Origin of the sequence: Clostridium sp. AM43-3BH (assembly GCF_003479985.1) — a bacterium.
Classification (GTDB): Bacteria; Bacillota; Clostridia; order Lachnospirales; family Lachnospiraceae; genus Otoolea; species Otoolea fessa.
In genome coordinates, this window is record NZ_QUIH01000009.1 from 107,911 (window position 1) to 121,985 (window position 14,075).

At 50.7% G+C, this 14,075-nt stretch carries 10 protein-coding genes; 2 read left to right on the plus strand and 8 right to left on the minus strand.

The window, feature by feature from the left end:
- Window positions 1–377: 377 nt before the first annotated feature.
- Complete coding sequence (locus DW931_RS14080; protein ID WP_118467340.1) at window positions 378–2,468, minus strand: elongation factor G; 2,091 nt, start codon at window positions 2,466–2,468, stop codon at window positions 378–380.
- Between the two features lie 334 nt (window positions 2,469–2,802).
- On the opposite strand from DW931_RS14080, the gene DW931_RS14085 reads away from it, so the two are divergent.
- Together DW931_RS14085 and aroA are read left to right on the plus strand one after the other, a co-directional pair.
- On the plus strand, window positions 2,803–3,909 hold the full coding sequence (locus DW931_RS14085) for a prephenate dehydrogenase (RefSeq protein WP_118467338.1): 1,107 nt from the start codon (window positions 2,803–2,805) through the stop codon (window positions 3,907–3,909).
- Between the two features lie 66 nt (window positions 3,910–3,975).
- Window positions 3,976–5,253: a 3-phosphoshikimate 1-carboxyvinyltransferase gene (gene aroA, locus DW931_RS14090; RefSeq protein ID WP_118467767.1), complete on the plus strand. Its 1,278-nt coding sequence runs from the start codon at window positions 3,976–3,978 to the stop codon at window positions 5,251–5,253.
- Between the two features lie 74 nt (window positions 5,254–5,327).
- Here aroA and DW931_RS14095 read toward each other — a convergent pair whose 3' ends face one another.
- The 7 genes from DW931_RS14095 to DW931_RS14130 all read right to left on the minus strand — a co-directional run bounded on the left by DW931_RS14095 (window position 5,328) and on the right by DW931_RS14130 (window position 14,048).
- Complete coding sequence (locus DW931_RS14095; protein ID WP_118467336.1) at window positions 5,328–6,788, minus strand: penicillin-binding transpeptidase domain-containing protein; 1,461 nt, start codon at window positions 6,786–6,788, stop codon at window positions 5,328–5,330.
- Window positions 6,772–8,112, minus strand: coding sequence for an FtsW/RodA/SpoVE family cell cycle protein (locus tag DW931_RS14100; protein WP_118467334.1), 1,341 nt, complete (start codon window positions 8,110–8,112; stop codon window positions 6,772–6,774). The genes DW931_RS14095 and DW931_RS14100 overlap by 17 nt, the downstream gene beginning before the upstream one ends.
- A 47-nt stretch (window positions 8,113–8,159) precedes the next feature.
- Window positions 8,160–10,544 carry a DUF3656 domain-containing protein gene (locus DW931_RS14105; RefSeq protein ID WP_118467332.1) on the minus strand — a complete coding sequence of 795 codons (2,385 nt, stop codon included), beginning with the start codon at window positions 10,542–10,544 and terminating at the stop codon, window positions 8,160–8,162.
- A gap of 13 nt (window positions 10,545–10,557) precedes the next feature.
- Window positions 10,558–11,712, minus strand: a complete 1,155-nt coding sequence (locus tag DW931_RS15995; protein ID WP_182430031.1) for a cell division protein ZapA — start codon at window positions 11,710–11,712, stop codon at window positions 10,558–10,560.
- 89 nt (window positions 11,713–11,801) lie between these two features.
- On the minus strand, window positions 11,802–12,824 hold the full coding sequence (gene ruvB / locus DW931_RS14115) for a Holliday junction branch migration DNA helicase RuvB (protein WP_107001650.1): 1,023 nt from the start codon (window positions 12,822–12,824) through the stop codon (window positions 11,802–11,804).
- Window positions 12,825–12,982: 158 nt separating this feature from the next.
- Entirely contained in the window at window positions 12,983–13,606 is a 624-nt protein-coding gene (gene ruvA, locus DW931_RS14120; RefSeq protein ID WP_022360178.1) for a Holliday junction branch migration protein RuvA, read from the minus strand.
- A 256-nt stretch (window positions 13,607–13,862) separates the two neighbouring features.
- On the minus strand, window positions 13,863–14,048 hold the full coding sequence (locus DW931_RS14130) for a hypothetical protein (RefSeq protein ID WP_118467328.1): 186 nt from the start codon (window positions 14,046–14,048) through the stop codon (window positions 13,863–13,865).
- Between the last annotated feature and the right edge of the window lie 27 nt (window positions 14,049–14,075).

Consider the following 14,075-nt stretch of genomic DNA (forward strand, 5'->3'; position numbering starts at 1 on the left):
AAGGCCACCCACCTGTCTGTATAAGTTGTTCTCTTTGCAACATTATACCTTTTTACAGGTGGGTAGTCTTTTCTATTTTCTTACAATTTATAGCCTTCTTTTTGAAAATTGCAAAAGCACGCAATTCGTAGCAATTTGGCATCCGCATTCACTGCCTTAACTTCTCGCCTGTCCCATCGATAACATTCACAGCGCTTTGTTCAATTCAAGCACAGCCTATAACCATATCGATCCGAAAGACCTTCCAGAAAGAGAAAGCCGCCGCTGACAGCCTTGATGAATCGGTATCGATCCACTCAGCCGCCTGCGGCGGTTTTCTGCTTATTTATATAAGAATATCATATTTTTGACCGAAACGGTAAGCACTTCATCTGCCATTATTCAGCTTCTGCCGCTCTCGCCTCCACTTCTCTCTTCTGTACATCGCCCGGAGCCTGCTCGTAGCGGCTGAACTCATAGGAGAATTCACCGATACCGCCGGTCATGGAACGAAGATCGGTGTTATAACCAAACAGCTCGGACATCGGGATATCTGCCTCGATGATCTGTTTGCCGTGATGGTTGGAGTTCATACCGAGAACACGACCTCTTCTGCGGTTCAGATCGCCCATAACATCGCCGGTGAATTTATCCGGAACGGTTACTTTCAGAGATGCGATCGGCTCAAGGAGAACTGGATTCGCTTCCATGAACGCTTTCTTGAATGCCAGCGTCGCTGCCATCTTGAATGCCATCTCGGAGGAGTCAACCGGATGATAGGAACCATCTAACAGGGTTGCTTTCACACCGACAACCGGATATCCAGCCAACGGACCCTTCTGTACGCATTCCTGAATACCTTTCTCAACTGCCGGGAAGTAGTTCTTTGGAACGGCACCGCCAAATACCTTCTCTTCAAATACATATGGTGTCTCCAGATCGCCGGACGGCTCGAAGGACATCTTAACATCGCCGTACTGTCCATGTCCACCGGACTGTTTCTTATATTTGCCCTGTGCTTCTACTTTCTTGCGAAGTGTCTCGCGGAATGCAAATTTCGGTTTGCTGAGCACAATGTCTACTTTATATCTTGCCTGCAGCTTGCTGACAACAACTTCGAGCTGCTGCTCGCCGATGCCGTAAAGTAAGGTCTGACGGTTCTCGGTATCGCTGACGCTTCTGAGTGTCAGATCTTCGTCCATCATCTTCGCCAGTGCACTGGAGATCTTGTCCTCATCGCCTTTGGTCTTAGCTGCGTATGCCATGTAGGTATACGGGGTAGAAATCTTCGGTTTGTGGTATACAATCGGAGCCGTGCGGACTGCGATGGTATCGCCGGTCTGAGTAACGTTTAATTTGGCAACCGCGCCGATATCGCCAGCCTTTAATTCCGGAACCTCGATGACATCCTTGCCGCGGAGAACATATACTTTCTGAACTTTCTCTTCAGCATCTTTGTTTACATTGTAGATAACGGTATCTGGTTTTAAGGTACCGGTACAAATCTTCATCAGGGAGTATTTGCCGATGAACGGGTCAACCACAGTCTTGAAAACACGTGCCGACAGGGATACATCGTCATTATATTTAGCGGTAAAGCGCTCTGCGGTCGATACATCGACACCGACACACTCGAACTTGTCCGGTGACGGGAAGTATTTATCGATCGCCTGCAGCAAATATGCGAAGCCCTGTGCATTGACACCGGAACCCATCATAACCGGAACGATGTTGCCCTCACTTACGTGCTCACGCAGCGCCTGTGCGATCTCTTCCTGTGTGAATTCTTCACCGGAGAAATAGCGCTCCATATATTCTTCACTCGTCTCTGCCACTGCCTCGATCAGCGCATCACGGATGATGCCGAGGTTCTTCTTGGTGTACTCCGGAATCTCGCATTTCTCATATTCGCTTAAATGGGTGAAACGGCGGCCTTCCATCTTTACCGCATTGACAAAGCCGACAAATTTTTCATTTTCACGGATCGGCACCTGGAACGGCGCGATCTTACGGCCAAACTGTTTCTCCAGTTTTAAGATCAGCTCACGGAAGCTTGCCTGATCGTCATCCATGTTGGTAACGAAGAACAGGCGCGGCAGGTTGTACTCTTCACAGAGTTCCCATGCCTTCTCGGTTCCGACTTCGATGCCAGCCTTGCAGTTTACAACGATGATTGCTGCATCTGCTACACTGATAGCTTCCTCTACTTCTCCCACAAAATCAAAATAGCCAGGGGTATCTAACAGGTTAATCTTGATCGGTCCATCTTCTCCTTGATACTCCAACGGAATCAGCGTGGTGGAGATAGAGAACTGTCTCTTGATTTCTTCTTTATCATAATCGCTGATGGTGGTTCCTTCCGGAACTTTTCCCATTCTCTTGGTAGTACCTGTTACCAGTGCCAGCGCCTCTGCTACCGTTGTCTTGCCGGCACCGCCGTGCCCCAGTAACACTACATTGCGGATTTGTTTTGTCCCATACACGTTCATAGTTAAGTCCTCCCGTCTATTTATTTTGATGTTTTTTTCTTGTATTTTAACCTCTGTTCATATTGTACAAGAAAATAGAGAAAATTTCAAGCAAAACAACACCTTTATACAAAATTTATTCGTTTTATTTTGAAAAGCATTGAAAATGCGACAATTTCCCTGTTCAAAGGCGGTGAAATCAATCGCATTTTCGCAAATTTAGTAATAAACAGATGTAAAAAAATTTCTTTTTCACTTCAACGCGTAAAATCGTTGACAAGTGACTTGTTCTATTCTACAATAATTTCTAGTTTCATTTTTTACTATACTACCTATGAAAGAGAGCGTAATTGCTATGAATACACCGATTAATCATCTTACCGCCGGTTTCATCGGACTCGGTCTGATCGGCGGCTCTATCGCCAGAGGTTTGAAACGCAGCGCCCCGGATATTCAGATCATGGCTTATATGCGAACCCGCGAAAAATTGGAACAGGCACATGCAGACGGCATTGTTGACCTGATTCTGGACGGCGTGGACGAGCATTTAAGCGAGTGCGACATCATTTTCCTGTGCACACCGGTTGAATTTAATGAATCCTATCTGCGCCAGATCCGGCCGTTCTTAAAGGAAGGCGCGGTTGTGACTGACGTCGGAAGCACCAAGACCAGCATTCATGAGACCGTTGCCGCGCTTGGCATGGAAAGCTGCTTCGTCGGCGGACACCCGATGGCTGGCTCGGAAAAGACCGGCTACGAGAGTTCAACCGACCATTTGCTGGAAAATGCGTACTATATCATTACCCCGACGCCGCACACCCCGGCTTCCTACACCGACCGTATGGTGGAGGTGGCAAAGGCGATCGGTGCGCTGCCCCTGGTGCTGGATTACCATCGTCATGATTTCATTGTCGCGGCGATCAGCCATCTGCCGCACCTCATCGCCTCCAGCCTGGTCAACCTGGTACACGACTGCGACGGCGAGGATCAGATGATGAAACGGCTGGCTGCCGGAGGTTTCAAGGATATCACCCGTATTGCCTCCTCTTCTCCGGTCATGTGGGAACAGATCTGCATGACGAACACAGGCAATATCACTGAGGTGCTGGATCGCTACATTGATTCCCTGACGACATTGCGGGAAGAACTGTCCGACCACCAGTCTAGAGCCATCTACCAGCTGTTTGAGTCCTCCCGCGACTACCGGAATTCGTTTGCAGAAATTCCAAAAGGATCGATACAGCCGGAATATGCCTTCTCCGCCGACGTGGTGGACGAGCCAGGTGCTATCTCCATCATTTCCTCGATCCTCTCCGGTAAAGGAATCAGTATCAAAAATATCGGCATCAGCCACAACCGTGAGCATGGCGAGGGCGCGCTGCGGATCAGCTTCTACGACAAGGCTTCGATGGAAGCGGCGTGGGCGCGTTTGAAGAAATACAATTACACGCTGTTCGCGTAGACTGCAATGTATGTTTCAAACTTAACTTTCAACATTAATGTTTAGGCAGGTACAACTATGAACTCAATGAAATTTACCCATACATCTTCTCTCCGGGGCGAACTGACCGTTCCGGGAGACAAGTCCATCTCCCACCGCAGCGTCATGTTCGGCGCTCTTGCGGACGGACTGACCGAAATTCACGGCTTCCTGCAGGGCGCAGACTGTCTCTCCACGATCTCCTGTTTTTCCAAAATGGGAATCTCGATCGAAAATCAGGGCGAGACCGTTCTCGTCCACGGACGTGGACTGCATGGGCTGACTGCCCCAGACTCCGTTTTAGACTGCGGCAACAGCGGCACCACAACGCGCCTGATCTCCGGCATTCTCTCGGCCCAGAAATTTGACACAACACTGACCGGCGACGCTTCCATCCAGAAACGTCCGATGAAGCGCATCATCGATCCTCTCTCTCAGATGGGCGCAAAGATCGAGAGTGTCAATGGAAATGGTTGCGCGCCGCTCCATATCACCGGCTCACCACTGCACAGCATCCATTATAATTCTCCGGTTGCCTCCGCCCAGGTCAAATCCTCGATTCTGCTGGCAGGTCTGTATGCCGACGGAGAAACCCGCGTGACCGAACCTTACATTTCCCGCGATCACAGTGAACGGATGCTGTCCGCATTCGGCGCAGACATCCACACAGATGGAACCACCGCGATTTTACAGCCGGCAAAACAGCTCTATGGACAGAAAATCCTGGTTCCGGGCGATATCTCCTCCGCTGCCTTCTTTATCGCAGCCGGACTCATCGTACCGGATTCAGAAATCTTAATTAAAAATGTCGGTATCAACCCGACCCGCGACGGCATCCTGCGCGTCTGCAAGGCGATGAACGCGGACGTCGAACTTCTCAATGTAAACACCGCCTCCGGCGAACCGACCGCCGACCTGCTCGTCCGCTCCGGTAAGCTGACTGGAACCGCGATCGAGGGTGCGATCATCCCGACTCTCATCGACGAGCTTCCGGTGATCGCTGCGATGGCGTGCTATGCCGAGGGAACCACCGTCATACGCGATGCCGCGGAACTGAAGGTAAAAGAGTCAAACCGCATTGCTGTCATGGTAGAGAATTTAACCGCTATGGGCGCGGATGTGACCGAGACCGAAGATGGCATGATCATCCACGGAGGCAAGCCGCTGCACGGTGCTGTGATCGACAGCAAGAAGGATCACCGCATCGCCATGACCTTCGCCGTTGCCGCACTCGGCGCTTCCGGCGAGACCGAAATTCTGGATGCAGACTGCGTGAACATCTCCTATCCGGGATTCTATGGGGATCTGGAACGGCTGTGTAAATAAAATGTGACTATGCATATTTGAGACAAAAAGGGCAGGAAAAGCTTCAAATCGCTTTCCTGCCCTTTTCTTTTGTCCTACTGCCCATATTTCGCAAAATACCGATCCAGCACCTGTCTTGCGATCGGCGCAGCGACCGCACCGCCGGAACCGGACTCTTCTGCCAGCACGCAGATCGCCACCTTCGGCTTGTCCGCCGGAGCGAAACCGACAAACCAGGAATGTGTCTCCTTACCTGTCTCAAACTCGGCGGAACCGGTTTTTCCGGCCACCGTATAGGATGCCCCCCGCATCGCGGAACCTGTACCAATCTCGACCACCTGGCTCATGAGATGTGTCAGAAACTGTGCGTCATTCGCAGACATCAGGGTTCCATAGGCGGACGGAAGGAACTTCTTGACCGTCTGACCACCCACATTTTCAACATGATCGATCATATATGGCTTCATCAGCGTGCCGCCGTTGGCGATCGCCGATACGATCATCAGGTTATGCAGCGGCGTAATCTGGGTTTTTCCCTGTCCGATCGCGGTCTGAAGCTTTTCCCAGTCATCCGAACTGCCGTCGAGCGAAAACGTGCTCTGGTTGTACGGAAGTGTGTACGGAAGCTCCGAATTAAAGAGCATCTGATTTGCCAGCGCCCGGAATTTTTCTGAATTAATCTGCATTCCAATCTCCGCAAACGCACCGTTGCAGGAATTGGCAAATGCCTGAATCAGGTTCTGCGCCCCATGTGCCGTCCCGTGGTAACATTTAATCGTATAATCGCCATTCTGGTAAGAGCCATTACAATTATACACATAGTCCTGCCAGGTATTCGGGTTCTCTTTCATATATTCCAGCACCGTCAGCATCTTGAACGTCGATCCCGGCGGATATAAGCCCTGCGTCGCGCGGTTGACTAACTGCGCCTTCGTGTTGTCCGGCGATGTCAACTCTGCCCAGCGCTCATCGACGAGATTCGCATTGAAATTCGGCTGGGAAACCATCGTCAAAATCTTTCCCGTATCCGGTTCCATGACGATCACTGCGCCCCGGTGTTTTCCGATCGCGTCGGATGCCGTCTGCTGCAGATCCACATCGAGCGTCGTAATCACATTGTCGCCCAGATTTTTCTGCCCCTGAAATTCATTGATCGTTTTCTCAATCAGATTCACATGGGAGGAAAGCAGGTAGAAATTCGCCAGCGACTCCAGACCTGTTTTTCCATTTTTGCCGGAATATCCGACCGAATGGACAAACAGATAATCATACGGATAATAGCGTTTCTCGCTTCCGTCACTTGCAACGTTCGTCTGCGCCAGCACCGTTTTATCATTGCTCATAATCGAACCGCGGGTCACCCGGTCTGAGAGGAGATCGAGTCTCGCATTATAAGAGCTGCCGATCACATTTTCACTCTTAAACTGGATAAACCAGCCAAAATAAACGGCCATCGCGATAAAGAGCGCCGCAATCCCATAGGTCAGCCACAGAATATGACGGTTTGAACGCGCTCTCGCATTTTCAGTTCTTTCCATTTCATCCTTCTGCCTCATCAAGCTGCTGCTCCTCCTCTTCTTCCTCATTCCGTTTCAGGACATATAGTCCCTGTATCACGCCAAACAGGATAAATGTGCTGAGAATCGAACTGCCTCCATAACTGACAAGCGGCAGCGTCACGCCGGTGGACGGAATAAACTTGGTCACGCCGCCGATCGTCAGGAACACCTGCACCACATACTCAATTCCCAGACCAAACGCGATCAACTTGTAAAATAATGCCTGCATCCGGGTCGCAATCAGCATGAACTGCATGAAGCAGCCCAGACAGATCAGGAGAATACAGAGCGCATAGATGCCGCCCAGCTCCTCCGAGATCGCCGCGAAAATGAAGTCCTTCTCGACAACCGGGATCTTCTTCGGCATCCCCTGGTAAAGTCCCATGCCAAACCAGCCGCCTGTGCCGATCGCAAAGAGCGCCTGCGTAACCTGATACCCTTTTCCTGCGATGTCACTCCACGGATCCTGCCATGCTTCCACGCGGACACGCACATGCGAAAACAGCTTATACGCCAGCATCGCAGCCGCACAGCCGCTTCCAAGACCGCCTGCCAGATACAGCCAGTTGGAGGTTGCAATAAACAGCATCAGGACATAGGCGAGGAAAAAAATCAGCGCACTTCCCAGATCCTTGGATAACACCAGAATCAACACGTGCGCCGCCGCCACGCCGGTCGTGATCGCCACATTTTTAAACTCCGTTGAGCGGTAAAACATCGTCGCCACGAAGAATACAAAGCTAATCTTGACAAACTCGGACGGCTGGAACGAGAATCCACCGATACTGATCGAAAGCTGCGCGCCGAAGCTGGTATTGCCGATCACACAGACAACCAGCAGCAGCGCCAGACCTATCAGACCGTACACCCACGGTATCTTAGCGAGCTGCCAGGTTCTATCTATCACATATGGTATAATCATTGTGATAACCGCCGCAACTGCCATGATGATAAACTGGCGGACCGCCTTGTCCATCGAGATGCGCGTCAGCATGATAAAACTGGTGCACAGAAGCATACACGTGTTGTTCAGCAACAGTCTCGACGCATTCCGGTAAAACAGCCGGTATAAGAGCTGGTACAGGACAAAAAAGACAAGCTGCGCGCCGAAAAACAGCACAACTGCCTCATCCTCGGTTTGTAGATAAATGATCGTACCCGACAGAAGAAATATCAAAAACAGCGGTACATTCTGCAGACGACAGAGCCGGAGTTTCGACTCGTCATCCGGCAGTGAAAAAAAGCGGAAATTGTAATATGTATAAATCAGTATCAGCAATATCATCAGATACCTGGACATCGTTGTCACAAGATTTATCATGGTGATCCTCCTTTTCATGTGTACCCGGAAGATTCCCGGTACACACGCTACTCTACGCCCCTCTTAAAATGACCTCTTGTAAATTCGCCCTCCAGCTCCACCGGTTCCTGATGGAGGAAGGTCTTCACGTAGGCATCCAGCACTTCCCCGGTCTGTGCCGCACTCTCCGACGTAAATGCCAGACGCAACACCTCCGGCTGCAGGCGGTCTATCTGCTTTTTATCCTTCAAAAGCGACAGGGGGCTGGAATTGTAGATCGTATTGCAGCAGAAACGGCACTGGTTCCTTACCGGAAATACCTTCTTTTTGCGATCCCGCAGATACAGATATTCCGGACATTTACTGCATCCTTCCACTGTTTTCCGGATGCACTGGGCGGTTACCATGACCGGGATCGAACCATATACGAGAAGTTCCCGTTCCCGGCTGTCGCGCGCCTCCAACTCCCGGCTGTTGAGCTCGACCGGAAGGGTAAAACGCATCGAAAACTCCGGCGCCATCTCCCGCACAAAATCCTCCGCCCGGTGATTCATCGTATAAATACCATAATCCATCACAAGCGGGATGGAAATCTTCCACTCGCGCACCAGTTCCAGCTCTTCCCATGCCCGGATGACAAGACCGTCAAATCCCGCCGATTCCAGCCTGGAACGATGTGTTTCAAAATATTCCTTTGCCCGATCGCGGAAAATATGCGGCATTACCAAAAGACACTGCTTGTCTGCCTCATGGCAGCGCGATACCCATTCGTTCCACTGTTCGACGCCAAATTCAGCACTATCCAGATAGATGGCGCCGACTTCCGGTACGGATAACGCCACTTTTAACTGTGCCGGGTGTTCGACCGAAACGTGGATGTGGTACAGAGCTGTTTTATTCCCTTTTTTATTCTCAAACAGCGTTTTCTGGCTCTGTACAGGTAAATCTGCTGTGAGTTCAACGTCCTGAGCCGGGCTGGTTTTTTCTGATTCCGAACCTGTCTGGTTATTTTCTTCCAGATTCTTTTCTTCCGGATTTTGCCATCCTTTTCCTGTCCCGCACGCCCTATTTTCCGGTATCTCCCGGCGGTATGGACGCAGTATCTCCTCGGTCAGCTGCTCAAACGCAGAGCGGCGGAGTTCATTTAACTCCTGCACCGGCACAAAGGGGCTGCCGCCTGTCTCCACTTCCAGATTTTCAAAATAATACGGCGTATTTCCCGTTTTTCCGAGCTGTTTCTCAATCCGTTCCTTGCTCATCGGCTGTTTCACTGCCGTCTGGACAACTGCTCCGATTCCGCCTGCCATCCGGCTTTCTCCCGTCAGCGGATCTTCGTATTGAAGCGTCAGCTGCAGCGGTTCGCCTTCACAGACACGCGCAAACCCCTGAACCGGTTCTTTCACCTCTGCTTCCACATACGTTTTGTCCAGATACTGGTAAAGTTCCCGGTTTTCCTGGCGGAATGCCGGTTTCTCATGGCAGACCACCATATCGCGTCCATTGTGCTCGGTATAATAGCCTAACGTCTGACCGCCGCGGTCAAACAGATCCAGCAGCTCCTTCCGGTCTTTCGGGTCAACCCGGTAACCTTTTCTGCCATTCTTTAAATATAAATCTACATATTTCCGGTACAGGCGCACCACGCCTGCCGTATAGCGCGGACTCTTCATGCGTCCTTCGATTTTCAAGGAATAAACGCCTGCTTCCAGAATATCCGGCAAAATATCCAGCGTACAAAGATCCTTGAGACTGAGCACATACTTGGAATCGCCCGGATTTAACACGCCATTTTCTTTCTTTTGTTTTTTGTTTTCATTCGGGTTGTTCTCATCCAGCCGCCGAAGGACATCAAACGGAAGCCGGCAGGTCTGAGCGCATCGTCCCCGGTTGCCGCTTCTGCCGCCGATCAGGCTGCTGAACAGGCATTGTCCCGAATAACAGTAACAGAGAGCCCCGTGAACAAAGCTCTCTATCTCCACGCCCGTCTCCTGATAAATGCGGCGTATCTCTTCCAATGAAAGTTCACGCGCTGTGACGATGCGGACCGCGCCCATTCTAGTCATAAGCGCCGCGCCCTCCGGTCCGGTAATCGTCATCTGTGTGCTCGCATGAACCGGCAAATCCGGAAAATGCTCCCGGATATAAGAAAATACGCCCATGTCCTGCACGATCACGGCATCCAGTCCCGCCTGGTAATACGGAAGCAGATAGTCGTATAAGTCATCCATCTCGTCTTCCTTTACCAGCGTATTGACCGTCATATAAAGCTGGCGCCCATGCATATGCACGTAGTTGAGCGCTTCCAGCATCCCCGTTTCATCCGGATTTTCCGCATATGCCCTGGCTCCGAAACGGCTGCCGCCCATATAGACTGCGTCCGCCCCCGCAGCAACCGCCGCTTTCATGCTATCGAAGGAACCCGCCGGTGCCAGAATTTCCACCTTTTTTTTCATATCATTTCACCCATTATAACCGCAGAATTGCATCTTTCAGTTCCACCGTTCCCTGTCTCTTGGGAAATGGCTTCCGCTTCATATATGCCTCCACCTGTGCCTGACGGACAGCTGCCAGTTCCTCACGTGCTGCCCCTGCCTCCTGGAGGCTCTCTTCCAGATCTTTCTTTATCGTCTGTTTTTCCTGCTCCAGCTGGCTCAGCTGCTCTTTTACACTTTGTTTTTCCTGTTCCGTCTGCATCAGACGTGCTTCCAGCTGCGATTTTTCCGTCTGCACAGCTGTCGCCGCCTGTCTTGCTTCTTCAAGCTGTTGTTTGAAAATCTCCAGCTTGTCCTGCAAAGAAGCGATTTCACTCTGGGATGACTCGACCGCCAGACGCTGATCTTCTGCCTCCTGTTTCCAAACCTCTGCTTCTCCACGGAAATCGTTTGCTTCCTTCTTTGCATCCGCAATCTGTTCCAATGCCTCTTTCTTTGCAGCTTCTGCCTGCTCCCGGGCTGTCTGCTCCGCCCTGGCAGCGCGATCCTGGGCTGCTTTTTCCGCGGATTCCACGCGATCCTGTACCTCTCTCTTCGCACGTTCAATCTGCTCCTGCGCTTCTTTTCTTGCAGACTCAACCTGTTCCTGTGCTGTTTTCTTCACAGCCTCGATCTGTCCCCGCGCTTCTTTTCTTGCAGACTCAACCTGTTCCTGTGCTGTTTTCTTCACAGCCTCGATCTGCCCCTGCGCTTCTTTTTTCACACGCTCAATCTGCGCCTGTACCTCATTTTTAGCAGCTTCCGCCTGCTCAGCTGCCTCTTTTGCCGCCTTCTTTGCTGTCTCCAGTTCTTCCTCGCTGACGGTGCGCTCATTGCGGAGACTCTCGAGTTTCATCTGGGTGCTGACCATCTCATGTTTCAGACGATATGTCTCTTTTTCCATGCTCTCTTTGTCGGATGCAAGTGCCTTCGCACTCTCTTTTTCTTTAAAATAATCATCCGCCAGATTCAGATAAGTCATAATACTCTGGTAGTCTTCCGGCATTTTCAAAAATCCCGGCTGCGCCTTGAGCTGGAAAATCTTCCCATTCAGATACGTGGCAATCTGCTGTACATATCCTTCCGTCTCACTGCCGCCCAGGCTATACACTTTTCCATCAATTAATACATCTATATACTGTTTTGCCATCGCATTCTCTTCTTTCTATCTATTAATAAATATGGTTCGACGTTGTCACGTCACCCACACAGAAATACCACCTTCAAATCAATCAAATATCAAATCTCAGAAATACCGTTTTTTGCTTGATTCCAGGCATACCCGAGATGCCGATACGCTGCTTCGGTCGCCATCCGCCCACGCGGAGTCCGGTTGAGCAGACCGTTCATCAGAAGATACGGTTCATACACATCTTCCAGTGTCCCAGCATCCTCGCCCAGCGCTGCCGCCAGCGTCTCCAGCCCGACCGGACCGCCGGAAAACTTGTCGATAATCATATGTAAGATCGCACGGTCGTTGTTGTCAAGTCCCAGCTTGTCCACATCAAGGATATCCAGTGCAAAATCCGCGACTTCTTTCGTAATCACGCCGTTGTACTTGACCTGTGCAAAGTCCCTCACACGTTTTAACAGGCGGTTTGCCAGACGCGGCGTTCCTCTCGAACGTCTCGCAATCTCATAGGCGCCCGTCTTATCAATCTCCACATTCAGAACTCCCGCCGTCCGCAGGACAATCGTCTGCAGCTCTTCAGGCGTATAAAAATCCATCTTCTGCACGATGCCGAAGCGATCGCGCAGCGGCGCCGTCAGAAGCCCCGCGCGTGTCGTCGCGCCTACCAGCGTAAATTTCGGCAGATCCAGACGAATCGAGCGCGCCGTCGAATCTTTTCCCAACATGATATCGATCGCATAGTCCTCCATCGCCGGATAAAGCACCTCTTCCACCTGGCGGTTTAAGCGGTGAATCTCATCCACAAAGAGGACGTCTCCCTCCTGGAGCCCGTTGAGAATCGCCGCAATCTCCCCTGGTTTCTCGATTGCCGGACCGGAAGTAACCTTCATACGGGTTCCCATCTCATTGGCGATAATGCCGCTGAGTGTCGTCTTTCCCAATCCCGGCGGTCCATAGAAAAGAACATGGTCAAGCGCCTCGCCGCGGGATTTCGCCGCATGGATAAATACCTTTAACGTCGATTTGATCCGCTCCTGACCGATATATTCGTCTAAGGTCTGCGGGCGGAGACTTCCCTCAATCCGCTTATCCTCCTCCGTCACCTCGGTTGTAATCGTCCTTCTGCTCATACTTGTTTCCTGTCTTTCCTGTTTTTCTCTCTCATTCAATTAAGCCATGACAGTTCCATTTTCTCATATCTGCCACACATTCCAAATTTTCATCTGACGCACAAGCACCACTATTTTTTATGATCCTGCAATTTCGAATGTCCGACACATAGGTTGTTTTACAAAAACGCCAGATATTTCAGCGATGCCTTCAATACCGCCTCGGAATCCATCTCTTCCGTCACATTGGCGCTCTTGACCGCCTTCACCGCCTCGGCATTCGTATATCCCAGCGCCACCAGCGCCTCCACGGCTTCCTTCACCGCATTGCCTGAAAGCCCGTTCCCCGCAGCCGGCGAAACCGCCGCACTGCCATCTAACAGCGGTGTCAGCAGATCCTCTGCCTGTACTTTATCCTTCAAATCGAGAATGATCCGCTGTGCCGTCTTTGCCCCAACGCCCGGTGCACGGGAGATCGCCTTCGCATCCCCAGTCATAACCGCAAGACGCAGATCCTCCGGACGCAGCGCCGACAAGATGCCAAGTGCCCCCTTCGGACCAATGCCGTTGACCCCCAGAAGCTGGCGGAACATCTCCAGATCCGAACGGCTTAAAAAGCCGTACAGGCTCATATCATCCTCCCGCACCTGCAGGTGCGTATATATCTTTACCTCTTCCCCGAGCGGCGGTAAAACTTCCAGCACCGACATCGGGACAAAAATCCCGATCCCCATCATGCCGGACTCGACCACGATACGGTCCTTTGCTTTCTCCGCCAGGATGCCTTTTACATACGAAATCACGGTAAATTCCTTTCTTTTCTCACTGGTTCAAGATCTGGTTCAAACAAAAAAAAGAACGCTTCAAAATGCCTCCAAATCTTCTTTTCAGTATACCATAGCACAGTTTTCATTGCAAGGAAAGTGCGGAATTTCGAACATATATTCTGCCCGGTTGATTGAATTTCATTTTTACACATTATCGGGAACCTATAAATGAAAAAGCTTTTCAATTGTAATATCAATGATTACAGTCAAAAAGCCTTTCCTTATCTTTTATTTACTTGTTATGCTTAGATAAACTATGTAATATTTCCTGATTACACCTATATAATTCATCAAATAGCTTTCTAAACGGCTTGTATAACTCATGCCTCTCTAAATCCGGCTTATAAATACATTTCTTTTGGATTACTTGGCGCAAATCTGAAAAACCTTGGTAGAATCCGACTCCAATCGCTGCCATCAGTGCATCTCCATAAGCTGCCCCTAT

What these genes read in the sequence shown, in the direction of transcription:
- DW931_RS14080 (WP_118467340.1), bottom strand. Translation starts at nt 2,468, where the DNA reads ATGAACGTGTATGGGACAAAACAAATCCGCAATGTAGTGTTACTGGGG.
- DW931_RS14085 (WP_118467338.1), top strand. Translation starts at nt 2,803, where the DNA reads ATGAATACACCGATTAATCATCTTACCGCCGGTTTCATCGGACTCGGT.
- aroA (WP_118467767.1), top strand. Translation starts at nt 3,976, where the DNA reads ATGAAATTTACCCATACATCTTCTCTCCGGGGCGAACTGACCGTTCCG.
- DW931_RS14095 (WP_118467336.1), bottom strand. Translation starts at nt 6,788, where the DNA reads ATGAGGCAGAAGGATGAAATGGAAAGAACTGAAAATGCGAGAGCGCGT.
- DW931_RS14100 (WP_118467334.1), bottom strand. Translation starts at nt 8,112, where the DNA reads ATGATAAATCTTGTGACAACGATGTCCAGGTATCTGATGATATTGCTG.
- DW931_RS14105 (WP_118467332.1), bottom strand. Translation starts at nt 10,544, where the DNA reads ATGAAAAAAAAGGTGGAAATTCTGGCACCGGCGGGTTCCTTCGATAGC.
- DW931_RS15995 (WP_182430031.1), bottom strand. Translation starts at nt 11,712, where the DNA reads ATGGCAAAACAGTATATAGATGTATTAATTGATGGAAAAGTGTATAGC.
- ruvB (WP_107001650.1), bottom strand. Translation starts at nt 12,824, where the DNA reads ATGAGCAGAAGGACGATTACAACCGAGGTGACGGAGGAGGATAAGCGG.
- DW931_RS14130 (WP_118467328.1), bottom strand. Translation starts at nt 14,048, where the DNA reads ATGGCAGCGATTGGAGTCGGATTCTACCAAGGTTTTTCAGATTTGCGC.